This is a genomic window from Microcystis sp. M079S1, assembly GCF_020246425.1.
GTDB classification, from domain to species: domain Bacteria; phylum Cyanobacteriota; class Cyanobacteriia; order Cyanobacteriales; family Microcystaceae; genus Microcystis; species Microcystis aeruginosa.
On sequence record NZ_JADBSZ010000310.1, the window covers coordinates 1 to 22,458 of the forward strand.

At 43.9% G+C, this 22,458-nt stretch carries 22 protein-coding genes and 1 pseudogene; 10 read left to right on the forward strand and 13 right to left on the reverse strand.

Translation table 11 applies throughout. The annotated features are described in order from the left end of the window. Positions 1-50: 50 nt before the first annotated feature. A pseudogene (locus tag IM456_RS19895) lies at positions 51-224 on the forward strand (DUF2887 domain-containing protein); the annotation flags it as partial. Positions 225-282: 58 nt separating this feature from the next. On the opposite strand, the gene grrA reads toward IM456_RS19895, so the two are convergent. The 4 genes from grrA to IM456_RS19915 all read right to left on the reverse strand — a co-directional run bounded on the left by grrA (position 283) and on the right by IM456_RS19915 (position 4,133). Further along, a complete protein-coding gene (grrA, locus tag IM456_RS19900; protein ID WP_149987744.1) occupies positions 283-657 on the reverse strand; it encodes a GrrA/OscA1 family cyclophane-containing rSAM-modified RiPP in 375 nt (124 codons plus the stop codon). A 14-nt stretch (positions 658-671) separates the two neighbouring features. Then, complete coding sequence (gene grrP, locus IM456_RS19905) at positions 672-1,571, reverse strand: extracellular substrate binding-like orphan protein GrrP (RefSeq protein ID WP_002796867.1); 900 nt, start codon at positions 1,569-1,571, stop codon at positions 672-674. A gap of 88 nt (positions 1,572-1,659) precedes the next feature. Continuing rightward, positions 1,660-2,829 (reverse strand): PQQ-dependent sugar dehydrogenase, encoded by a 1,170-nt coding sequence (locus IM456_RS19910; RefSeq protein ID WP_149987743.1) that lies wholly within the window; start codon positions 2,827-2,829, stop codon positions 1,660-1,662. A gap of 179 nt (positions 2,830-3,008) precedes the next feature. Further along, positions 3,009-4,133 carry a type I restriction endonuclease gene (locus tag IM456_RS19915; RefSeq protein WP_287693934.1) on the reverse strand — a complete coding sequence of 375 codons (1,125 nt, stop codon included), beginning with the start codon at positions 4,131-4,133 and terminating at the stop codon, positions 3,009-3,011. Positions 4,134-4,326: 193 nt separating this feature from the next. On the opposite strand from IM456_RS19915, the gene IM456_RS19920 reads away from it, so the two are divergent. Further along, the gene (locus IM456_RS19920; protein ID WP_287693936.1) at positions 4,327-4,776 is read left to right on the forward strand and encodes a DUF29 domain-containing protein; all 450 of its coding nucleotides are present in this window, start codon (positions 4,327-4,329) and stop codon (positions 4,774-4,776) included. A gap of 12 nt (positions 4,777-4,788) precedes the next feature. Then, positions 4,789-5,538: an amino acid ABC transporter ATP-binding protein gene (locus tag IM456_RS19925; RefSeq protein WP_002798269.1), complete on the forward strand. Its 750-nt coding sequence runs from the start codon at positions 4,789-4,791 to the stop codon at positions 5,536-5,538. Between the two features lie 196 nt (positions 5,539-5,734). Here the strand turns inward: IM456_RS19925 and IM456_RS19930 are convergent, their stop codons facing one another. The 4 genes from IM456_RS19930 to IM456_RS19945 form a co-directional block, all read right to left on the reverse strand. Beyond that, on the reverse strand, positions 5,735-7,300 hold the full coding sequence (locus IM456_RS19930; RefSeq protein ID WP_149987740.1) for a cation:proton antiporter: 1,566 nt from the start codon (positions 7,298-7,300) through the stop codon (positions 5,735-5,737). A gap of 174 nt (positions 7,301-7,474) precedes the next feature. Then, positions 7,475-10,777, reverse strand: coding sequence for an efflux RND transporter permease subunit (locus IM456_RS19935; protein WP_287693939.1), 3,303 nt, complete (start codon positions 10,775-10,777; stop codon positions 7,475-7,477). A gap of 6 nt (positions 10,778-10,783) precedes the next feature. After that, complete coding sequence (locus IM456_RS19940; protein WP_287693941.1) at positions 10,784-11,983, reverse strand: hypothetical protein; 1,200 nt, start codon at positions 11,981-11,983, stop codon at positions 10,784-10,786. A gap of 286 nt (positions 11,984-12,269) precedes the next feature. After that, positions 12,270-13,403: a glycosyltransferase gene (locus IM456_RS19945; protein ID WP_149987738.1), complete on the reverse strand. Its 1,134-nt coding sequence runs from the start codon at positions 13,401-13,403 to the stop codon at positions 12,270-12,272. Between the two features lie 293 nt (positions 13,404-13,696). On the opposite strand from IM456_RS19945, the gene IM456_RS19950 reads away from it, so the two are divergent. The 3 genes from IM456_RS19950 (at position 13,697) to nblS (ending at position 16,402) form a co-directional block, all read left to right on the forward strand. Beyond that, complete coding sequence (locus IM456_RS19950) at positions 13,697-13,876, forward strand: hypothetical protein (protein ID WP_002798263.1); 180 nt, start codon at positions 13,697-13,699, stop codon at positions 13,874-13,876. Between the two features lie 75 nt (positions 13,877-13,951). After that, complete coding sequence (locus IM456_RS19955) at positions 13,952-14,299, forward strand: DUF4359 domain-containing protein (protein WP_287693944.1); 348 nt, start codon at positions 13,952-13,954, stop codon at positions 14,297-14,299. A 114-nt stretch (positions 14,300-14,413) separates the two neighbouring features. Next, complete coding sequence (nblS, locus tag IM456_RS19960; protein WP_149987736.1) at positions 14,414-16,402, forward strand: two-component system sensor histidine kinase NblS; 1,989 nt, start codon at positions 14,414-14,416, stop codon at positions 16,400-16,402. Here the strand turns inward: nblS and IM456_RS19965 are convergent. Continuing rightward, a complete protein-coding gene (locus tag IM456_RS19965) occupies positions 16,386-16,745 on the reverse strand; it encodes a hypothetical protein (RefSeq protein ID WP_287693947.1) in 360 nt (119 codons plus the stop codon). The two genes, nblS and IM456_RS19965, sit on opposite strands and share 17 nt — an antisense overlap. Before the next feature lie 159 nt (positions 16,746-16,904). After that, positions 16,905-17,312 (reverse strand): hypothetical protein, encoded by a 408-nt coding sequence (locus IM456_RS19970; protein ID WP_002756869.1) that lies wholly within the window; start codon positions 17,310-17,312, stop codon positions 16,905-16,907. Between the two features lie 44 nt (positions 17,313-17,356). On the opposite strand from IM456_RS19970, the gene IM456_RS19975 reads away from it, so the two are divergent. The 3 genes from IM456_RS19975 to folE all read left to right on the forward strand — a co-directional run bounded on the left by IM456_RS19975 (position 17,357) and on the right by folE (position 20,084). After that, positions 17,357-18,262 (forward strand): hypothetical protein, encoded by a 906-nt coding sequence (locus IM456_RS19975; protein WP_287693949.1) that lies wholly within the window; start codon positions 17,357-17,359, stop codon positions 18,260-18,262. 345 nt (positions 18,263-18,607) lie between these two features. After that, positions 18,608-19,336, forward strand: coding sequence for an SDR family oxidoreductase (locus IM456_RS19980; RefSeq protein ID WP_149987733.1), 729 nt, complete (start codon positions 18,608-18,610; stop codon positions 19,334-19,336). A gap of 49 nt (positions 19,337-19,385) precedes the next feature. Next, a complete protein-coding gene (gene folE / locus IM456_RS19985) occupies positions 19,386-20,084 on the forward strand; it encodes a GTP cyclohydrolase I FolE (RefSeq protein ID WP_002738197.1) in 699 nt (232 codons plus the stop codon). Between the two features lie 146 nt (positions 20,085-20,230). Here the strand turns inward: folE and IM456_RS19990 are convergent, their stop codons facing one another. Next, a complete protein-coding gene (locus IM456_RS19990) occupies positions 20,231-20,869 on the reverse strand; it encodes a phosphoribosylanthranilate isomerase (protein WP_287693952.1) in 639 nt (212 codons plus the stop codon). Positions 20,870-20,989: 120 nt separating this feature from the next. On the opposite strand from IM456_RS19990, the gene psaK reads away from it, so the two are divergent. Further along, positions 20,990-21,256, forward strand: coding sequence for a photosystem I reaction center subunit PsaK (psaK, locus tag IM456_RS19995; RefSeq protein ID WP_149987731.1), 267 nt, complete (start codon positions 20,990-20,992; stop codon positions 21,254-21,256). Positions 21,257-21,830: 574 nt separating this feature from the next. Here psaK and IM456_RS20000 read toward each other — a convergent pair. Then, on the reverse strand, positions 21,831-22,133 hold the full coding sequence (locus tag IM456_RS20000; protein ID WP_353737739.1) for a type II toxin-antitoxin system RelE family toxin: 303 nt from the start codon (positions 22,131-22,133) through the stop codon (positions 21,831-21,833). Next, positions 22,090-22,317 (reverse strand): hypothetical protein, encoded by a 228-nt coding sequence (locus tag IM456_RS20005; RefSeq protein ID WP_149988468.1) that lies wholly within the window; start codon positions 22,315-22,317, stop codon positions 22,090-22,092. Before IM456_RS20005 ends, IM456_RS20000 begins: the two co-directional genes overlap by 44 nt. Between the last annotated feature and the right edge of the window lie 141 nt (positions 22,318-22,458).

Genomic DNA, 22,458 nt, shown 5'->3' on the forward strand with positions numbered 1-22,458 from the left:
CTATACAAAACGGGACATAAAAAAATGCGATCGCCTTGTAAAATAAGAGCATGAAAACTGACACGATTTTTTATCAACTCTTTCAATCTTTCCCCTCTATCTTCTTTGAATTAATTCAACTCCCTATCAGCGAAGCCAATAACTACCGCTTTGACTCAGTGGAAGTCAAACAACTTTCTTTTCGTCTTGATGGAGTCTTTCTGCCTCAAAATAATCACCCTAGATTTCATCGTAAAACCGGGGTTGGGACGGGGATAAAGTTATCGCCTCACCCAACCTTACTTACCGACGATTGAAGAAACTGCCACCGTTACCCCAGCGCGGTCGGGAATTAAAGAAACTACCACCGTCAGACCAACCATTCCCCCAGGGCCGCGCATTAACGAAACTACCACCGCGACCATCTCCCCAACCACCGACACGACTATTCACCCAACCGCGACCGCCACCATCTCCCCAGCCTAAAGCTTGTAAACTAGGATCGGCAGTACCGGACGGCAGTTGGTTAACCCGTTCGCGTACAGCGCTGGACAGACGACTTAAACGCGCCTCAATGGGATTAGCCTCCTCTGAGGCGGCCTGAGCGGTGCTAGTCAGACCGAAGGCAGATAAAGCGAGAAGAAAGCCGACTAAACCAGTTTTATTGCTGATATTCACCTGAATTTATGCTCCTATTTGGCTTCTTGGGGATTAATTTGGGCGTGTTCGATAACTTTGAAGGCAAAAAACCCCTTTAATAATTCTGGGGGGATGGGAACCATGCCTTGACTACCGAACCAGCGATCGATTTGACTAACGGTAGCCGTATCATTGGTGATGTAATCCTGCATCATTTTAACAATGGCATAGTTGACATCATCCAAAAAAGTAGAGTTATTTTCGGGAACCATGCAAGCGATGCCAAAATTAGCTAGAGCTTCTTCGGGGACGATTTCGTAGATTTTAGGGTTATCTCTGAGGATTGTTCCCGCTAAAGAGATGCTATCCCCCGCTATTGCGTCGATTTTACCTGTTTTTAAAGCTTCGAGGGCTTCTTCTACGGTGCTGTAGGTAGTAACAATTGTCGCTTGCGGTTGTACTAATTTAATCACATCCACGGCCGCAGAAGTGGGAACCAAGGCGATGCGTTTACCGATTAGGGATTGAGGAGTGGAGAGATTGCTGCCTTTTTTAGCTAAAATCCTAATCCCAGAAATGCTGTAACTGATGGAAAAATCGACAACTTTCGCCCTTTCCCAAGTAAAAGCCGTACTACAAGCGATATCGATTTCCCCGCTACGAATGAGATTAATTTTCTCTCCGGGTTGGTTAGCTTCAATCATTTGCAGGGTGACGGGACGACCGAGACGAGTTTCCAATCGTTTTCTAATTCGTTCCAACACATCCATAGAATAGCCGACTAATTCCCCCTTATCATTGATGTAGGAGTAGGGAATCGCATCAAAACGGGTTCCTACGGTCAAAAATCCCGTGCGAGCCACTTTTTCCACCACTGTTTCCGCTAAACTTGCACTAGCGAGGAACATAGGTAATATGCAACCTAGTCCCACTAACTGTAAAATTTTCTTCATAAATCGAGTGCTTGCTCCCGTACAAACATAACTATACTAGAATTCACTAAAAAATCTTCAAGGTTTCCATAATAATTTCTGTGAACTTTTACAAATTAGATGGCGGTTCAAGGCGAATTAATTGATCGTTACCTTCATCGGTGAGCAGGTATAAAAATCCGTCGGGACTTTGACGCACATCCCGCACCCTCTGACCGATGGGAATCGCTTCTTGATTGATAATTTCACCGGATTTATCCACTTCCAGACGGCGAATATCCCTGGAAACTAAACCACCAGCGAATAAATTTCCCTGCCAATTAGGAAAGCGATTACCGGTATAAAAGACCAATCCCGAAGGAGCGATCGCAGGTGTCCAAATTGTTTTCGGATCGATCAGGCCGGGGCGAGATTCTTGGCTGGAAACTGGGGTATTAGTGCCGTACTCTTGACTAGCAGAAACCACTGGCCAACCGTAATTTTTTCCTTTTTCAATTAAATTTAATTCATCCCCTCCTTTCGCTCCATGTTCTGTTGCCCAGACTCGTTTAGTCATCGGCTCGAAGCTGATTCCTTGAATATTCCGATGGCCATAACTCCAAATTTTAGAACCCGCAAAAGGATTATCTTTAGGTATAGAACCGTCGTCATTGATGCGGATAATTTTACCTAAATGACTTTGCCGATTTTGGGCCTGTTTTCTAATTAAATCTCCCGCTAATTGTAGGGGAGGATTACCCCCGTCCCCAATCGCTACCAATAAAGTGCCATCCGGTAGCCATAATAACCGCGAACCGAAGTGTTGAGAGCCAGTTTTTGCTTGGGAAACTTCAAAAATAACCCGCACATCTCGCAAACTTGTACCATCATAAACCGCACGAGCGACGCGGGTACGATTAGCCTCCTGGTCTCCGTGGGCATAAGTTAGATAAATCCAGCGATTTTGGGCAAATTGGGGATGAATTGCCACATCGAGCAATCCTCCTTGTCCGACGGCAAAAACTTCGGGAACTCCAGCGATGGCTTTCGGGTCTAATTTGCCCTCTCTAACCACTCTTAAACGACCGGGACGCTCTGTAATCAGGATTTCTCCCTTAGGTAGCCAAACCATCGACCAAGGATGCTCTAAACCCTCGATTACGGTCACTTTTTGCCATTGATTTATCTGGGAATTATTCGCCGAAGTTAATACATTTGCACCTTGACAACTGGAGATGATTATGGTAAGCAAAACGCTAGATACTAAAGGCGAGAAAATGCGATTGAGAGAATTAAGCATTAGTTGGTAACTCCCCAAGTTTTCAGCAGATAAATATAATTATATCGACTCCATTTTGAGTAGTTGTTTCAGAAAAGTTAAGAGATTTTGTAGTGATGGTATTTGCGTTGAAGTTTGCTCGCTAATCCACCGATCATCGGAAATAGTTGCGGTCATTAAAGAGATAGGGGATAATTATTTTAGATACTTTCCGTTTTTTCTGACTTGCTTTTATAAGTATCTTGAGTCAGATAGCGGATACGAGATTTCAGAAATTCAGCGACTCCATAAATTTCATCAAGACTGTCTATATTCGTGGTTGCTTCTTTACCAGTTTCGACATTATCGGGAATACTGATTGATTTCTTGCCAGTTTTTTCATGGAAGCGCAGACGACAGACTGTTTTGGTTACTTTTCCATCTAAGTTGATACCAAAATAACTTCTAGTGTCTTTGAATTGAATGCGTGCGGTATTGATTTCTTCCCGTAGAATTGATTTAATAATGTAAAATCCTTCCAATTCTTCGGGGGTCGTATTAATTTTATCTTCCCCTGTTTCTTCTGGTGGAGTATCTTCTGCTGCTGATGTATCAGGAGGATTTGTTTCAGGTTCTTTTCCTAAAACTTCCTCAAATTTTTCTTTGATGATATCATTGATATACTCTTTGAGAGAACGCTTAATAATTTCTTTGAATTTTTCGACAACCGATGCAGTTCTCACCCCAGAATACACATGACTAACAAAAAACTTAACAAATTCGGGGGAAGGATCATTTAATTGCTGGGCAATCACTTTTTTAACTTCTTTTGTGTGCAATAAATTGCGAGCAACCTCTTCTAGTTCGTCAGAATTAAAGCTAGATTTAGAAAATCGTTTTAATTCGTTAACAGAAGAGTCGTCAAAGTCGAGAATATTAAACTCAAAAAATGGCTTATCGTCCATGATATTATCCTTGACGATATCCGTATAAAACCGATAGATAATCCCATTAGTTAAAACTCCAAAGTTAGCTCCAGTTGCATTAAAATATCGATGCAGTTGGGAACTATGTTTAGGATGCTCAAGATTTTGATGACAGCTTTTACATTCCATCAAAATAATCGGTTGATTGTCCAAACAAATAGCATAATCTACTTTTTCCCCTTTTAATCCAGTTAAATCGGCACTATATTCGGGGTGAACTTCCATGGTATTGAATACATCGTAACCCCATGCTTGCAAAAAAGGCATAATAAAAGCTGTTTTGGTTGCCTGTTCGTTTTGGATTTGAGAACGAGAGGTTTCAACTTTTTGAGCAATTGCTTTGAGTTTATCGATCTCCATGATAGCCTCATTATCTAGGATGTGTGGGTTCTCAGCCTAACCATAATTTAACCTTTTTTTTACCTCATGGTCAAGCATTTTTTACTGTCATCATCATTAATTCACAAATATTTACACTAATCAACCGCATCTTTTGTGCTATCATTTCTAGGAATGGGTTATTTTTAATAATGTCCCCATTTGATCAAAGACAATGCTTGCTTTAGAACAGCTTTATGAACGGGAGTATGATCGCTGGTTAAGCGAGACGATCGAGTTATTAAAAAATCGTCAGTTCGATCGGGTAGATTACGAACATTTGATCGAGGAGTTGGCAGCTTTGGGACGAAGCGAAAAAACTGCTGTTAAAAGTTTAAGTTTACAAATAATAATCCATCTCCTAATCTATCAATTTTGGACGACAGAAAGAGAAAAAAATAGTAATCATTGGGCGGCAGAGATGATCACTTTTCGAGTACAATTAGAAGATAAGCTCACCACCGATTTAAGTAAATTTCTAGAACTAGAGTTAGAAAATATCTATGAAAACGCTCGCTTAATTGCCGAAAAAAAGACAGGATTAAAAAATTTACCGATAATTTGTCCCTACTCTCTGAGGCAAATTCTTGAGAAACAGTGGTTTCCCGATACAGACAATCAATAAACTCTCAAAAATATGGAATCTCACAACAGTGAACCGATTATAATTGCCGAAGCTGTGGAAAAATGGTACGATAACCGCTTTCATGCTTTGCGGGGAGTCAATCTCACCGTTAATAAACAGGAAGTTGTCGTGATTATGGGACCGTCCGGTTCAGGAAAATCCACCTTTATTCGCACTTTTAACGGGTTGGAATCCTATCAAAAAGGCCGCATTATTATTGACGGAATAACTGTGTCCCACAACCTGAAAAATATCGAGGCAATCCGTCAGGAAGTCGGCATGGTTTTTCAACAATTTAACCTCTTTCCCCATCTGACGGTATTAGATAATGTCACCCTCGGGCCGATGTGGGTGCGCGGTTGGAAAAAAGCGCAAGCGGAGGAAATAGCCAGAAAACTCCTCGAAAAAGTTGGTATTCTCGAACAAGCGCTTAAATATCCCCCCCAGTTATCGGGAGGACAACAGCAGCGGGTGGCAATCGTTCGCGCTTTGGCCATGCAGCCGAAGGTGATGTTATTCGATGAACCCACCTCAGCTTTAGACCCAGAAATGGTGCGAGAAGTCTTGGAAACGATGCAAAGTTTAGCCAAATCGGGGATGACCATGGTTTGTGTCACCCACGAGGTAGGATTTGCGCGAGAAGTGGCCGATCGAGTGGTATTTATGGATCAGGGTTTAATTTTGGAAATTGCTCCCCCAGCAGAATTTTTTAATCATCCCCAATCCGATCGAACTCAGCAATTTTTAGCAAAAATTCTTTGATTTTCCATGACTTGATGAGGCTGCATCTCAATTTTGTCGAAATATCTATATTGCATTTGGGCGCACGCGATGCGCCCCTACCATTGGTGGGATAATATTATTGTAGGGACGAATTGCCTTCGCCCTCTTTTAATAGCTTCTGCTGCTCACCTATATGTGAGAGAAAGTCACAAATAGGAGATGCAGCCCTTGATGATTAAACCATCTCTTTTTCTTCTTCTACCCCCACTAAAAGGGGAACGAGATTTTCATTTAAACGACCGGCTCGAATTAATTCTGCGTAGGTATTAGCTTCGATATCGAGTAAAGTATCTTGAAATTGTTCGGCCACCACATCTTTTAATTGTGGGTGTTCCTGTAGTAATTTTTGCAACTGATCCCCCAAGGACTTTAATTGTCCTTCCACCAGAGTTTTTTTGTAGCGATAAAATTCGGGATCGATATCGGGAAAACGTTCTGGTTGTTGCAGATAATTGGCAACCCTAGTTAAGGCAATCTGACGAGCAATTAAGGCCGAATATTCGCTCCGAATCGGTTGATCACCGATAAGATTGAGGGCATTTAACAGCCATTGTATAGATAATCCTTGCACCAATAAAGTAAATAAAACCACCCCAAAAACCACGTCAATAATTTCTTGACGGTAGGGGATAGACGTAGGAACACTTAACGCTAGGGCGATCGAAACCGAACCGCGCAATCCTCCCCACCATAACACCGTTCTTTCCTGAAAACTGATCTTATTGCCCGTAATTAGGTTACTAATTCCCCCTAGTCCAAAAATTGAGAACAGACGGGAAACCACCATAGCGGCGATCGCTATTAAAATCCCGCTTAAGTGACTACCAAGACTCTCAAAACGGGTTTGATCGCCGATCAGTAAAAAGATGATAGAATTGACAAAAAAGGCGATAAATTCCCAAAATTCGCTAACTACCAGGCGCGTGCGGGGACTCATACCAATGCGGGAACCGAGATTACCGAGAATAATCCCGACAATTACCACCCCAATCACACCGGATCCGCCTAATTTTTCCGTGACGAGATAGGTTCCATAGGCAGAAACGAGGGTGAGAGACTGTTCCACGAAAGGCAGATCGAAGCGTTGGGTAAGGTAGGAAATGCCGAAACCGATCACGCAACCGACACCGATCCCAATCCCCACAAAGGTGCAGAAACGAGCGATCGTGACGGGTACGGAAAAGGTATCGACTCCCAAGGGAATACCCACCAAGAGGACGAAAGCGACCACAGCGACCCCATCATTAAAGAGACTTTCCCCTTCCATCAGGATCGTTAGTTTTTTACTGGCCCCCAATTCTTTAAATAGGGCAATCACAGAGACGGGATCGGTGGCAGCTAGGGCAGCACCCAACAGGAAAGCGATCGATAGGGGTAAATTAGCAAAGATATGTAGGGGATAGGCGACTCCCAAAACGGAGATAATCACCCCGATAACGGCAAAAAGGACGATAGTAACCCAATATTCCTTTAATTTAGCCCAAGGAATATTCCAAGCGGCTTCAAATAACAGGGGAGGCAGAAAAATTTCCAGAATTAATTCCGGGGAAAGATTAACTAGACGCAAATCTAAAAAAGCTAAACCCATACCGACAATAACTAACAGCAGGGTGTAGGGAATTTTGCGGAGGAAGGCAACGGTTCTCGATAAAGTGGCGACACTCAAGGAAATGGTCAAAACTAGCAGGAATTGCTCTAAATTATGAGCGATCGCCTCGTTAGCAGTAGATTCTAGACTCATTATTTTCAGTTATCAGTTATCAGTTATCAGTTATCAGTTATCAGTTATCAGTTATCAGTTATCAGTTATCAGTTATCAGTTATCAGTTATTAGTTATCAGTATTAAGTGGCAATTGCGGGGCTTTCTTTTCACTGATTACTGATTACTGATCACTGAAAAAGTCTCCTAACACCCTAGTCATTCGGGGACTGAGGAGAGATTTTCAAAGAGGAAATGGCCCCTTCTTCTATCGGGGTTTCTGATGTATTCCTTTCCCCATCGAGAGAAGGGGTTTTTTTGCCGCCAGAACCGCCACTTTTCGGGGGTTTCGAGGAGAGGAATCGGGCCTCGAACTGTTTGATCAGCACATACAACACCGGGACGAGAAATAAACTCAACACAGTGGAAATCAGATAACCGCCTAAGATTGCAGTTCCCAGGGACCAACGACTCATCGCCCCGGCGCCGGAAGCGATAACCAAGGGCAAGAAACCAACTAAACCGGAAATAGCCGTCATCAGAATCGGTCTTAAGCGTTCCGTCGAGGCCCGGGCTGCCGCATCGGGAATACTTAAACCCAAAGTACGGGACTGGTTAGCGAATTCCACGATTAAAATCGCATTTTTAGCCGCTAAACCGATCAACATGACCAAAGCCACCTGAGCATAGATATTATTATTCACCGCCGGGAACAGACTACCCACTTGTAGGAAATTCGCCCGCAACAGTAAGGCCCCCATGGCACCTAGGATCGCTAGGGGAACCGTAATCATGATGATAATCGGGTCGATATAGCTTTCGTACTGGGCTGCGAGTACGAGGAAAACCACAATAAAGGCTAATCCGAAGATAACTGGGGCAGCCCCGGCGGAAGTTTTTTCTTGGAAAGCTGTACCCGTCCAAGCGTAACCGAAACCGGGCTGCAGGACTTTCCGACAAACATCTTCCATCACTGCGATCGCCTGTCCCGTACTAAAACCGGGGGCGGGACTACCCTGAACGTTAATCGAGGGATAGAGGTTAAAGTTAGTGATAATCGGTGGATAGGTGAAGCGTTTGACGCTAACCAAACCCGATAGGGGAATATTGGCCCCGGTACGGGAACGGACGTAAAGACGGTTAATATCTTCAGGATTAGAGCGATAATCCGCTTCTGCTTGGGCAAAGACTCGATACAAGCGATCGCCTAAGACGAATTGGTTGACGAAGTTGGAACCGAGATAGGTTTGCAGGGTACCGAAAACGGCCTGCATATCGACGTTTTGCGCCTGTAGCTGGTTGCGATTGATGGAAAGTTCCAGCATCGGCGTGTCGGTGGTAAATTGGGTGAAAATTCCCGATAATTCCGGTCTTGTTCGGGCCTCGGCCATGACTTTATTAGCGTTGGCAATCAAAGCGTCCATGGGGAAAGAAGCGCGGTTTTGGATAAATAACTCGAAACCGCCGGTAGAACTTAATCCATCCACGGGGGGCGCATTAACGGCGAAAGCGCGAGCATCTGGGACTTTAGTGGCTAATTGTTGGTTAATTTTCCGCAGAACCCCGAAAACCGACTTATCTTCGCCAGGCCGTTCCGACCATTCTTTTAACTTGACAAAAAATAGCCCTTGGTTGCTGCCACTTCCAGCAAAACTAAAGCCCGCCATACCGACAAAGTGTTCGATTTCTTCGATACCGTCGAGAATTTCTTCGTTAATCTGACGGATAACCTGGTCGGTGTAGCGCAGGGAAACCCCGGGGGGTGCTTGCACCAAAACGAAGGCATAACCTTGGTCTTCTTCGGGGATAAAACCCTGGGGAGTGGTGCTGTAACTCCAAGCTGTGAGAAAGAGGGCGGCGATAAAGAAGGGTAACACTAAAAAACGGATGCGGATCAGAAATTCGATCGAGCGTCGATAGCCTTCTTTAACTGCGTTGAAACCCCGATTAAAGCCCTCGAAAAACAGTCCCAAGGGTCCGCGGGTGCCTTGGGGCGCTTTCATGATAATCGCCGACATGGTGGGGGAAAAACTGAGGGCGTTAAAGGTGGAGATGATAATTGAGGCGGAGATGATGACGGCAAATTGTCGATAAACGATCCCCACCGTACCGGGGAAGAAGGTGACGGGAATAAAAACTGCCAGCAGTACAAGAGAACTAGCAATCACCGCCGAGGTTAACTCGCCCATGGCATCGAGGGCAGCTTGAAATGGCCGCATTCCCTGCCGTAATTTTTCCGATACCGCTTCTACGATCACGATGCCGTCGTCCACCACTAAACCGGTGGCCAGAATGACGGCAAACAAGGAGAGGTTATTGAGAGAATAGCCTAAAGCCAGGGCGACGGCCATGGTTCCGATCAAAGATACGGGAATAGCGATCGCCGGAATGATCGTGGTGCGCCAATCCTGAAGGAAGATAAAAATGACGAGAATAACCAGTAAAATCGCCTCAACCAGAGTGCCAAAGGCTTCTTCCAGGGAAGCGGCGACAAAGGCGGTATTATCGAGGGTAATGGCGATATTTAACCCCGGGGGGAAACTCGGTTCTAGTTCCGCCATTTTTTCTTTTACCAGTTTGGCAGTATTCCAAGCGTTGGAACCGGGTAACTGATAGACGATATAGACAACGGCGGGGGATTTGTCGAAATAGGCGGCGGTACTGTAGCTTTCGGCTCCGATTTCTGCGCGTCCTACGTCTTTAATTCGGATTAAATCGCCATTTTCCCCGACTTTGACGACAATATTTTCCGCTTCCTCCCCGGTGGCAACCCTACCAACGGCGCGAATGGCGATCTGGAATTGCTGCTCTTCGGGACTGGGATCACCGCCAATTGTCCCCGCACCCACCTGAATATTCTGTTCTCGGATCGCCTGTACTACTTGTTCCGCCGATACACCCCTAGCGGCTAAAGCATCGGGATTAAGCCAAAAACGCAGGGCGTATTCCCTTTCCCCGATGATTGTTGTACTACCAACTCCCTCGATCCGACGAATCTCCGCATCGATGACCCGATCGACAAAGTTACTTAAAAAGACCGTATCGTAGGGATAATTGCCCTTTTCGTCCGGTTTGGCGGAAATCCCGTAGGCAAGGGTAACGCTGGGGGATTGGGTATTGGTTGTCACCCCCTGCCGGTTCACTTCTTCAGGTAAACTAGCGGCGGCGGTACTGACACGGTTTTGTACCAAGACTTGGGCAATGTTACGATCCATTTCCACCGGGAAAAAGACATTCACCGTACTCTGTCCAGTGTTGGTACTCTGGGACTGCATATAAACAATCTGTTCTGTCCCGTTAATCTGGCGATCGAGTACCGTGGTAACGTTATCCTGTACGGTTTTGGCATCGGTTCCCAAATAGTTCGCATTTACCGCTACCTGAATAAATGCCAACTGGGGCAGTTTTTCTAGGGGTAAAAAGGGAACAGCGATCGCTCCGATCAAAACGATTAAAATCGAGCAAACTGTGGTCAGAACGGGTCTTTTAATGAAGGTATCGGCAATACTAAGGATCATAGGGCGTTACTGGTTCATCTTTTCTAGGATAGTTGCGGCGGTGGGAGATTTACGAGTCAGATAATTAAATATTAATAGTTTAAAGATGGTATCTAGGATAACGGGAACCGTGGCCACAAACAAGCTAATAAATGTAATATTCTCGCGCCAACCAAAGTGCCGGAACAAAGTTTCTAAGATTACCGTCCAACCCTCCGCCGAGTGAAACCCGACAAATATATCGGTAAAGAGAATAAAGATAAAGGCTTTGGTGATATCATTTAAGCTGAGAAAATAACGACTAACATAAGCTCGCGTAATTGCCAATTGTTGACGACCAAAAATTAAGATCGCAATAAAGGCTATTAATCCAGTGATATCGGAGAGTAAGTTTTTCCAACCATCTTGACTTTCATAACCCGCTTCTTTAAATAATTCCTCGACCTGTTCTCGAAAATTTTCTTCTGATTCATGCCCTGCTTTTGCTACTCCTAAAACGTGCTTGATTTCCTCAATTTCTTGAAGTCTAGCAAATTCCCTGAGATATTTTTCGCCAATTTCCTGAGAAATATAAACTTCTGATATTTTCGCTCTATCCACACCAAAATAGTTTAAAATAGGGCTAAAGACGAAATTTTTACTAATAACCTGCACCAAGAGAGGAACTAAAATAATAATCAGGATAAAACGAATAGCAATACGTTGCTGTTGTCGCAGAGTACGGAGTTGTTTAATAACGGTTTGTTCGTATTCTGGGGTTAATTCTTGCTGGAAGTTAAAAAATTTATTACCGGTTACAGGAGAAATTGCCTGGTTATTTTTATCTCTGGAGGTATCACCAGTGAGATTGGCATTAGGCAGATTTGGGGTTTGATTATTCGGTAATGGGGGCAGCAATTCCTCTAAGTCTAGGCGATATTTACCGATAATATCCTCGATCGCCTTTAAAGTCTCTAGGATGTTATTATTTTCTGGGTTAGTTTGCGGATTGATAAAATTACCCAGACGCACTTGAGTTAAATCGAGACGTATCTGTAATAATTCTCGTTCTAGGGTACTTTGAAAGTAATCATAAACACTTTTTCCTCCCACGGCAGCCGGGGAAATTTTTTGTCCCCCAAAATGTTTATCTTCGATCGCTTTAATTTTGAGCGCTCTCTGATAAGCTGATTCTAAGGCCACTAAAGAGCGTCTTTCTACCCATTGATTAACTCGATTCCAAGGCACGGCTATAATCCTCGCTTTTCTGTCATCACAATCACCACGGTAAGCTATCAGCGTTGGCTACATCTCCACTTTAGAGAAATATCCATAGTATTACATTTTGGGCGCAGGTGATGCACCCCCACCATTGGGGAAATAATATTATTGTAGGGGCGAATTGCATTCGCCCTCTTTTACAACGTTTCTCATCAAAATAAAGTGTAACCTAATTTGTTATCAACGACCGATGACCGACTCCCTAAAACGAAAACTTCCTAGCTCTCCATTAAGATAACTGCTCTAATTAAAGTTAGCAATAATTTTTAGATATTGAATGTTCCTCTATAAACAAACTGTAAGCATTTCTAAAAACCTCTGGAGTAAATCTATTAGCCTGTTGCCGACAATCTTCCGGATCAATTTTATCACCGTGATCAACAAAATATTTAACCGCTTCCAGCAAAGATTGGGGATTTTGTTCCCCAAAAAGTAATCCTGTTCCCTGGGGAGAATTTTCCCGCAGCTCTCGCACGGTTTCTAAAGCACCTCCGGCAGCAAATGCAATCACGGGAGTACCACAAGCTTGCGCTTCCACTAAAGCAATACCAAAATCCTCACAGGCAGCATAAATAAACGCTTTTGCTTTCGACATATATTCTGCTACTATTCGATCAGAAACCGCACCTAAAATCTGAATATTATCCTTAGCTAACTGTCGGATTAAAGCCATTTGTGGACCATCTCCAATAACCACTAGGGGTAATCCCAATTGATTAAACGCTTCCACAATTAAAGGGACTTTTTTATAACTAACCAAACGAGAGACTACTAAATAAAAATCTTCTTTTTTCTCTTGGTAGGGAAAACGCTCGATTTGTACGGGAGGATAAATAACTTTTGCCTCCCGTCGATAACAGCGCCAAATTCGTCTAGCGGTGTGGTGGGAATTAGCCAGAAAATAGTCCACACGATTAGCAGAAATCACATCCCACTGACGCAACCCATGCAAAAGATAACGGGTGAAAATACCGGGTAATCCCCGTCCTAACTTACTATTAGCCAGATAGTCAAAAGTTAAATCCCAAGCATAACGCATCGGACTGTGACAATAACAAATGTGAACCTGATCCGGTCGAATTAAAACCCCTTTAGCCACACAATGGGAGGAGGATAAAATTACATCATAATCCTCTAAATTTAACTGCTCGATCGCCAGGGGAAGAAAAGGTAAGTATTTTTGTACGCCATTTCTCGCTTTCGGGAAATTTTGCAGAAAAGTTGTCCCGATCGAGCGACCATAGAGATAACTATCGGGATTAGTGGACTCAAAATCGACCAAAGCGTATAAATCCGCCTCTAGACATCGTAAAATCTCCTTAACCACTAATTCCGATCCCCCCGTCGCCTTTGGGGTTAACCACTCGTGAACCAGAGCGTACTTCATAGGACAATCAATAATCTCAGCCGTAATTATAGCAGTAAGGGATTAGCAGTTTAAGAGTTTACTTTCCGGCTTTCTCTTCGCCAAAATTACCGACACATATCTGATCACGGTAAAAAACCCTAGGAAGAAATTGTTAAATTTTTCCAGAAAAATTGCAAAGTTTAGTAAAAATTACTAGCAAGATCAGATGATCGACTCCATAATGGGGATCAAGGAAAAAATAGACTTAAACCGATTGGGATCAAGAAAAACTAGCTTTATATACAGAAGATAACTAATTAATGAGGTTTGCTATGATCACCCTGCAACAAGTACGCTGTCCTAATTGTGGAAATTTTGCCGAAAGACAGCATATTTTAGAACACCATCTCGTTAGCACCGCCTGTTCTCACTGTGATTATCTGTTAATTAGCTGCAGTCTTACGGGAAATGTACTAGAGTGCTATGCACCCGGTATTGGTTTAAGAAGTTGACACCGCTCCCTAGCCAGATCGAAAATGTCTTGTCAAAATAGAGTGGAGAAGACAAAATCAAGGAGCTAAGTAGCTATGGGGGGTAATTTCTTCAAGGGAGCGATCGTCTTGGGTGTGGTAGCGGGGATGATGGGATTTACCAATCCACCCCAAGAACTTTACAGCGAATACGCCTCGGAAAAACTGCTCGCTCATGCCGACAAAATCGCTTGCGAGAAAATCAGTCTCTGTGGCTCGATCGATTCTTTACCAGTGGCAGCCAGAAATGTGATCAAAAATCAAATCTTAAAACCAGCGATCAAAACCTCTAGTCAACGGCAAAATTTAGGTGTGTTCAGTATTTACACCACAGAGGTACCGGGGGTAGCTAAAATTAGAACTCTTGGCGCTTTTGGGCATTTCTTGACTTTCTCGGAGACTTAGGTGAGATTACTGCCAGCTTAACCGCTACCAGCTTAATAATGAGTTAAGATGATCATGTTAACCTGCGATTTGAGCGATAGAGTCGTCGAGAACACCGATTAATCCTGCCTAACCGTGTTTAATTTTCTGCCCATTCTCCGAAAAGCGATCGCCCGTTGGTGGTCTGAATTCACCCTCCAAACTAAATTAATGGCTGCGGCTACTTTAGCCGTTTCTTTGTTGATGAGTGGTTTAACCTTTTGGGCGGTTAACACGATCCAGCAGGATGTCCGTCTCAATGATACCCGTTTTGGCCGGGATTTAGGGCTGTTATTAGCCGCTAATGTCTCTCCTCTGATTGCTGAGGACAATTTAACCGATTTAGCCCGTTTTTCAGCCCGTTTTTATAGTAGTACCTCCAGTGTGCGTTATTTGATCTACGCTAACGAGGAGGGTCAAATATTTTTCGGCATTCCCTATTCTACCGCCGAAGTTAAGAATTCCCTGACGATCGAGCGTCGCATTCAATTACCGGAAAATTATGGCGAAAATGCGGAAACTCCCCTCGTCCGTCAGCACAAAACCCCCGACGGGGAAGTAACCGATGTCTTTGTTCCCTTAAATCATGAAGGCAAATATTTGGGAGTATTAGCGATCGGGATCAATCCTAACGCTATTGTGGTCGCTTCTTCTAATCTAACCCGTGATGTGACTATTGCCGTTTTTGTCTCGATTTGGGCCATGGTGATTCTGGGGGCGGTTTTTAATGCTTTAACTATCACCAAACCGATCAAGGAGTTATTAGTCGGGGTCAAAAATATTGCAGCAGGAAATTTTAAGCAGCGCGTTGATTTACCCCTGGGAGGAGAGTTAGGGGAATTAATTCTCAGTTTTAATGAAATGGCGGAAAAGTTAGAACGATACGAAGAACAAAATATCGAAGAAATGACCGCAGAAAAAGCAAAATTAGATACGTTAATGTCCACTATTGCTGATGGGGCGATTCTCTTAGATACTAATTTTCAACTATTATTAATTAATCCCGCAGCTCGGGAAATATTTGGCTGGGAAGATCGGGAAATTATCGGTCAAAATGTTCTACATCTTTTTCCTTCGGAGTTAACGGTTAGACTAACTAAACCTCTTTATCAAATTGCGGCAGGAGAAACCCTCCAGCCAGAAGAATCCGCTAATCAAAATCAGAAAAATGCTGTTATTGATCAGGAAAATAATAACTATTCCCCAGCAGAATTTAGATTATCTTTAACTAACCCGAAACCCTGTACAATTCGCCTTTTGTTAACTCAGGTATTCGATCAGCATCGGGAGAATGTCCGGGGAATTGCCATGACGCTACAGGATATCACCAGAGAAACAGAATTAAATGAGGCAAAAAGTCAATTTATCAGCAATGTTTCCCATGAGTTAAGAACCCCTTTATTTAACATCAAATCTTTTATTGAAACCCTGACAGAATTTGGTGAAGATCTGAGCGATACAGAAAAAAGAGAGTTTTTAGAAACCGCAAATCATGAAACCGATCGCTTAACTCGTTTAGTTAATGATGTTCTCGATCTTTCTCGGTTAGAATCCTCCCGTAACTATAACTTAGATGCGATCGATATCGGACAATTAATCGAACAAACCCTAAGGACTTATCAACTCAATGCTAGGGATAAAGGACTAGAATTAAGCTCGGAAATTGAAGCCAATTTACTACCAATTTTAGGTCATTATGATCTACTTTTACAGGTATTAACTAATCTAGTCGGTAATTCCCTAAAATTTACTCCTGCTGGCGGCAAAGTGGTGATTCGTGCCTATAAAATAACCAGAGATAATCCCCAAGAAACTCCCAAAATTCGCGTGGAAGTATCCGATACTGGTATTGGCATCGATGCCGAGGATCAAAGTGCCATATTCGATCGCTTCTATCGGGTAGAAAATCGCGTTCATACCCTAGAAGGGACGGGATTAGGATTATCGATCGTCAAAAATATTATTGAAAAGCACTATAGTCAAATTAATTTGATTAGTGAAGTGGGAATTGGCACAACTTTCTGGTTCGATCTAGAGCTATATCAAGGCTTGATCGCCAGCAAGAAAATTAACGACGTGAGTTGATAAAAGCCAGGGCAATACTGCCCAAAATCAGGGTTAATAATAGCAATAATCCCTTATTTCTGAGACACCAATTTTTTAAAACCCTAGGAAGAGGGAGAGGAGGACTTTTTTCGGCTATTATTTGACTATTTTTGTATAAAGTGCAGCTGGTAGCGTAGGGACGTTGGGGAAAATTACAGCTATCATCGCCATGATAAAGACAAGTTTGGCATAAAAACTCGCCCGTGACAGCTTGATGCAGGGTCATGCCGGGATGACCATAGGCCTTGAAAATATTCAAACAGTAGGGACATTGCAAGGCTTGACTATCGACCTTGTGCTGACAACGAGGACAGGTAATCATTATCGCTAAATTTTCCCTTTGAGGATTGTCATTGCTCAGGTAGATCCCCCCGCCTATCGGCACCCCCCTTATCAAGGGGGGCAGGGGGGATCGAACCCAAAATCTATCTTCAATTTAATTATAACCAGCTACTTAGCAAAATCCCTGGGCTTTTTCCGGTTATTTCACTAAATAGCTGCGCCATTGTGAGGCAACTTCTTCCAGTAAACGCCAAGTTTTTCCCTCGATCTGTCTTTGTAAATAAAGATCAAAATTGTTGTGTTGTTTGGTATCTTTTTGATGGGGCAATTGTAGAGTTAGATCGTAATCTCCCTGCAAGTGATAAGCGGGTAAATTGCCCACATAAAGCGGTTCCAGACTGGTGACATTAATTTTAGCAATTTTTACCTGCGGATCATCGATATGTAAAGATTGACTAAGGCGATCGGATGTGTGACGAAATTGTAATAAAAGGGCTTTGGCGACGATTTCTCCGTCGGGGGCAAATTCTTGCGGGGGAGTGACACTACCACAAGCAGTCAGGAAGACAAGGAAAATACTGGTTAAAAAACCGAGAAAACGGCGCATACAATGATATTTTGAAAAAGAATGGCAGCGAGTTAAGAAAGATTATGACTCAACCAAATGAGCGAGAGAATTTCAGCCAAGCAGAAACGGTGATCCGACTACAAGAGGCGATCGAGCAGTTAAATTCGATCGTTTCCCAACTTAACACGGGAACGGGGACAGTGTTACCCCCAAAAGTTGCTGTTGATAATCTTCTTAACTCAACGCAACAGTTAGCCGCTGCTTTAAAACTAGATGAATTTGCGGAAGTTGAGCAAAGTTTAACCCCAGATTCTCCAATCGAAGCAGCGGAGGGAATCGACGATATTTTACCGGATTTCGAGCAGGTGGAAGGGTGGTGGACAGCGATTTTGAACAAAATTCGCCGACTTTTACCGGCAGGAATTAGCGAAAAAATTCCCGATTGGTTAATTACCGGCTTGTTAACAGGAAGTTTAGTCACTATCCTATTGGTAGCCGTGCTCAGTTTACCGAAAAATCCTGCGGAAATTGCCGAAAATATGCCTGAAGTTGTCTCTAGTCCTTCCCCGGCTGCTGGGGAAATTATCGAAACTCCCCCAGAATTAATCGCACCAGAGGCACCGATTCCCGTCCCGATTACCAAAGCAAAACCGCGATTAACTCCCGAACAAAGTTTAGTCGCAGCCATTCAAGAGGAAATTACCGATTTAACTACTCGTTATCCCGCCGGTATTATTTCTACCGTAGAGGCAGATTTTTTGGCTAGTCGTCTAGTAGTTATTTTGGGCGATAATTGGTATAGTCTGGAGGCATCACAACAGGATCAATTGGCTAATTCGGTTTTTCAACGTTGCCAAAGTCTCGATTTTCGGCGCTTGGAAATGAAGGATAACGAGGGAATTCTCCTCGCTAGAAGTCCCGTTATCGGCGCTCGAGTGGTGATTGTCAATCGCACTCAACCCAGTGCCGCCATCTCCTCTGGTGAGTAGTTTTGAGTGCGGGGGGAGGGAGTTCCGGACAAAGACAGCCGCAAGAATTCTCGCCAACCAGGCCGCTTTTTTCCCTGGCTGGTTATATATCTATCTAAATACACACAAAAATTAGTGATCCCTGACTTAACAGTGCTATAATTGGCTAGGTAAAATTTTGTAACGATTTTTAATCTTGAACCTACCTGATAGTCAATGCTTCCCCCCGCCTAGGGTGGCCGCAGCAGTTTTGGTGCGAGAAAAATTGCTCCGATCCGACCCAACTCCCTTAAACCTTTCTAGGGTTCCCCCAACCGCCAAAATTTTGCCCTAACTACCAAGAATTAAGAGATTTCAAATTATACCATGAACTCTGTTATTCGTCAACAGCGAGCGCTGATCACGGGAGCCAGCAGCGGCATCGGCAAGGAAACCGCCCTCGCTTTCGCCAAGGCGGGAATTAATCTGGTTTTAATCGGTCGCGATCAGCAAAGATTGGCAACCGTGGCGGGAATGGCGGCAGATTTAGGCGTATCAGCCCAAGCTTACCCCTTAGATTTGGCAGATATCCTGGAAGTAGCTCCTAGTATCGCTAAAATCGCCCAAGAATCCGGACCGATCGACATCCTGATCAATAATGCTGGCATGGGTTACACAAACTCCTTGGCCGACACACCTTTGTCAGACTGGCAGCGGGTGATCGATCTGAATTTAACCAGTGTTTATCAGTGTGTGCAAGGGATTTTACCTGCCATGCGTCAACAGGGGGGAGGCACGATCGTTAACGTTTCCTCGATCGCCGCCGATAATTTCTTCCCTGATTGGGGGGCCTATAGTGTCAGCAAAGCGGGATTAGTGGCATTTTCTCGCATTTTAGCGATCGAGGAGCGGGCTAACGCCATTCGCGTCACGATTATCACCCCTGGGGCTGTCAATACTCCCATCTGGGACAGCGATAGCGTCAAAGCAGATTTCGATCGCTCGGCCATGTTAACCCCAGATATCATCGCTCAGGCCATTCTGCAAGCGGTGTTACTGCCCAAACAGGCCGTAGTGGAAACGATGACCATTATGCCCAGTGCGGGGGCATTATAACCCGAAATACTTCTATTTATCAATCAATTCGCCTACAGGCCTCTTCATTATGACCATAGCTTCTTCTAACGGTTTAAACGGTAATTTAACCGACGCTATTCAAGCACGCGTGACCACTCGCCCCGATCGCAACACCCACAATGGCAAAACCGCTCAAATTCATCCAACTTCCGACGAAAACAAAGAACAGATGATGGATGCGGTCAGAAATATCCTGATCTCGGTGGGGGAAGATCCCGAAAGAGAAGGTTTATTAAAAACCCCCAAACGGGTGGCCGAAGCGATGCAGTTTCTCACCCAAGGCTATCAACAATCCCTAGAAACCCTCGTTAATGGTGCGATCTTCGATGAAGGTCATAATGAGATGGTATTAGTGCGCGATATTGACTTTTTTAGTCTCTGTGAACATCATATGTTACCCTTCATGGGGCGGGCCCACGTTGCCTATATTCCTAACCAAAAGGTGGTCGGATTAAGTAAATTGGCTCGCATTGTGGAAATGTATTCCCGTCGTTTACAGGTCCAAGAGCGCCTCACCCGTCAGATTGCCGAAGCGATTCAAGAAATTCTCGACCCCCAAGGGGTTGCAGTCGTCATGGAAGCAACTCATATGTGTATGGTGATGCGCGGGGTGCAGAAACCGGGATCTTGGACTGTCACCAGTGCCATGTTAGGAGTCTTCCAAGACGAGCAGAAAACCCGCGAGGAGTATCTTAACCTGATCCGTCATAAACCCAATTTCTTCTAGTCAGGGAAATGGGGAAATGGGGACATGGGGACATGGGGACATGGGGACATGGGGGAATTCAACTAAAACCCCAACACCCCCCGCAACGCGCACGCAGTGACCACCCCAACACCCTAAAACCCCAACACCCAAAACCTTCTAACTGATCACTGATCCCTGAATGTTTGCAGTCGCTCTAGCAAGAGGGCGACTTTTTTGAGGTCTTTATCACCAGGCGATCGCTCAACGCCGCTAGAGACATCAATACCCTGGGGGTGCAGCCGAGTTAAAGCTTCACCAATATTATCGGGGTTGAGTCCTCCGGCGAGAAACCAGGGCAAGGGGGGCGAAAAACTGGCTAAGGCTTGCCAGTCTAAGGTATGTCCCGTACCGCCGAGCAATTGGGGATGGTAGGCATCTAAAAGTAAAGTATCGACGCTATTGAAGTAAATTGCCGACTTTTCCCAACTTTCTCTGTCTTTGATCCGCAAAGCTTTGATAATTTCTTGGTCGGGTAATAATTGCCGCAACCTTTGGCAATATTCGGGAGATTCCATACCATGTAACTGCACACTTGTCAAGGGGGTTTTAATAATTATTTGCTGAATAATTTCGGGTTGCTCGTCGGCAAAAACCCCGATAAAATCAATTTTGTCGGGTATTGCGGCGATAATAGCGTTAATTTGCTCGATTTTGACGTAACGAGGCGAACTAGGTACGAGGATAAAACCTAAGGCCGTAGCTCCGCAAGTAGCGATCGCTCGGCCTTGGTCCGGTTGGGTAATGCCGCAAATTTTAATTCGCATTTAATCTTATTCACAAAACGTTACAAAAACTGTTAAGTATTCAAACAAAAAGCAGTTTCGGGTCAAGAGCTTTTTATAATTCCCTGTGATTAACAAAATCTTATCAAGACTGGAGCGCAAATGATCCCTTCCGCCTTACTTTTAGCCACCGCTCAAACCATTCCCTGGAATTTATCCGTCGGCATTACCATGACGTTAGCTAACCTAGTAGCGTTCGCTATCGGTTATTTTGCTATCCAAAATACCGGGGCCGGCCCTGCTTTACCCTTGCCGCAGTTAGCCTCGAAAAAAAGCTTCGGTCTGCCGGAATTATTGGCTACCATGAGTTTTGGCCATATTCTCGGTGCGGGACTGGTTCTCGGTCTTTCTAACGCGGGTATTCTCTAATCAGTGATCAGTGACCAGTAAACCTCAGAGAGAGGAGTAAGGAGCCCGTAGTCAGTAGTCAGGAGAACTAAGCATAAAGAGATTTTAGGCAACTTCATCCCTATTTTTCCCATTTTTGAACTCTCAAAAGTTAATTAGGGCTTGCTGAATAATGGTAAAACCCTTTTAAAATAAGGCTTTTGACCTGTTAAAATCCGATGTTCATGCTGCGAAAATAGGATTAAGACCTTCAAAAACCTGGCATTATCCTTTTTATAGTACATAAACTGGTACAAAAAAGAGGGCAAGAAAGCCTGAAACGACCGGCTCCTGACGACCGGCTACTGACTCCTAACCCCACCAACAAACTTTTTGCCGCAAACCCTAATTATGTCAGAAGTCTAGTAATCGTCAAGAGCGGGCGATTATTCTGGCTGCTGGCGAGAAAAATAAGAAAGCAGTTGCTCAAGTCGAAGCTGGAGACTTTGCTGACGAAGAAGAAGCAGTATTGGCTAAATTAACCCATGAAAGTTAGATGGCTGCGGAAAGAAGTATCGAAAATAATTGGTAAATCCGAACGTTGCTAATCGCTTAGTTAATCGTAAATATTGCCTCTAAAGTTAATCTCATAAATAAAGATTTCGTCTGTCTCCTTGCCGATTTCAAAAATAACTCGCATTTTGCCAACACGAATTCTGGAGAATCCTTTTAACTCACCTTTAAGTTTTTTGATATCAAGTTCTTCAGGGGGATAAACGTTTTGAGTTTCAAGGCAGGTTTTGAGAATACCAATTTTAGTCAAAACAGATTTTCGGCTATTGGCATCTAGTTTCTCCAAAAATTTATTGGCTGATCTACTGATCCCGATCTTCACGATTAAACCAGCCTGTAATATCAACGAAGCCGTCGTCTTTGTAATCAACAGGATTAAAGGTTGCTTCTATGTCGGCTTGTTCTATATCATCAACATAGGGAATCAGCATCTCGAAGAATTTAAACCATTCCTCCCGCATAACTTCGCGGACGCTTTCCTTGATGATGGTTTTGAGCATTAGAGCATCTAAGGTGTTTGCAGGCTCCATATATTTTCCTCCAATCTACTTGAATTCTAGCAGCAGATCAAGAAAACGGGTTTCTTACAGCAGTTATCTTAATGATCAGGTAGGCAGTTTTCGTTTTGGGGAGTCGGTGGTCGATAGTCGATACCAAATTAGGTTACACTT

What these genes read in the sequence shown, in the direction of transcription:
- IM456_RS19990 (WP_287693952.1), bottom strand. Translation starts at nt 20,869, where the DNA reads ATGCGAATTAAAATTTGCGGCATTACCCAACCGGACCAAGGCCGAGCG.
- IM456_RS19910 (WP_149987743.1), bottom strand. Translation starts at nt 2,829, where the DNA reads ATGCTTAATTCTCTCAATCGCATTTTCTCGCCTTTAGTATCTAGCGTT.
- IM456_RS19955 (WP_287693944.1), top strand. Translation starts at nt 13,952, where the DNA reads ATGGGGGGTAATTTCTTCAAGGGAGCGATCGTCTTGGGTGTGGTAGCG.
- IM456_RS20005 (WP_149988468.1), bottom strand. Translation starts at nt 22,317, where the DNA reads ATGGAGCCTGCAAACACCTTAGATGCTCTAATGCTCAAAACCATCATC.
- IM456_RS19965 (WP_287693947.1), bottom strand. Translation starts at nt 16,745, where the DNA reads ATGATTACCTGTCCTCGTTGTCAGCACAAGGTCGATAGTCAAGCCTTG.
- IM456_RS19970 (WP_002756869.1), bottom strand. Translation starts at nt 17,312, where the DNA reads ATGCGCCGTTTTCTCGGTTTTTTAACCAGTATTTTCCTTGTCTTCCTG.
- IM456_RS19980 (WP_149987733.1), top strand. Translation starts at nt 18,608, where the DNA reads ATGAACTCTGTTATTCGTCAACAGCGAGCGCTGATCACGGGAGCCAGC.
- IM456_RS19920 (WP_287693936.1), top strand. Translation starts at nt 4,327, where the DNA reads ATGCTTGCTTTAGAACAGCTTTATGAACGGGAGTATGATCGCTGGTTA.
- IM456_RS19950 (WP_002798263.1), top strand. Translation starts at nt 13,697, where the DNA reads ATGATCACCCTGCAACAAGTACGCTGTCCTAATTGTGGAAATTTTGCC.
- IM456_RS19925 (WP_002798269.1), top strand. Translation starts at nt 4,789, where the DNA reads ATGGAATCTCACAACAGTGAACCGATTATAATTGCCGAAGCTGTGGAA.
- folE (WP_002738197.1), top strand. Translation starts at nt 19,386, where the DNA reads ATGACCATAGCTTCTTCTAACGGTTTAAACGGTAATTTAACCGACGCT.
- psaK (WP_149987731.1), top strand. Translation starts at nt 20,990, where the DNA reads ATGATCCCTTCCGCCTTACTTTTAGCCACCGCTCAAACCATTCCCTGG.
- IM456_RS19935 (WP_287693939.1), bottom strand. Translation starts at nt 10,777, where the DNA reads ATGATCCTTAGTATTGCCGATACCTTCATTAAAAGACCCGTTCTGACC.
- IM456_RS19915 (WP_287693934.1), bottom strand. Translation starts at nt 4,133, where the DNA reads ATGGAGATCGATAAACTCAAAGCAATTGCTCAAAAAGTTGAAACCTCT.
- IM456_RS19975 (WP_287693949.1), top strand. Translation starts at nt 17,357, where the DNA reads ATGACTCAACCAAATGAGCGAGAGAATTTCAGCCAAGCAGAAACGGTG.
- grrP (WP_002796867.1), bottom strand. Translation starts at nt 1,571, where the DNA reads ATGAAGAAAATTTTACAGTTAGTGGGACTAGGTTGCATATTACCTATG.
- IM456_RS19945 (WP_149987738.1), bottom strand. Translation starts at nt 13,403, where the DNA reads ATGAAGTACGCTCTGGTTCACGAGTGGTTAACCCCAAAGGCGACGGGG.
- IM456_RS19930 (WP_149987740.1), bottom strand. Translation starts at nt 7,300, where the DNA reads ATGAGTCTAGAATCTACTGCTAACGAGGCGATCGCTCATAATTTAGAG.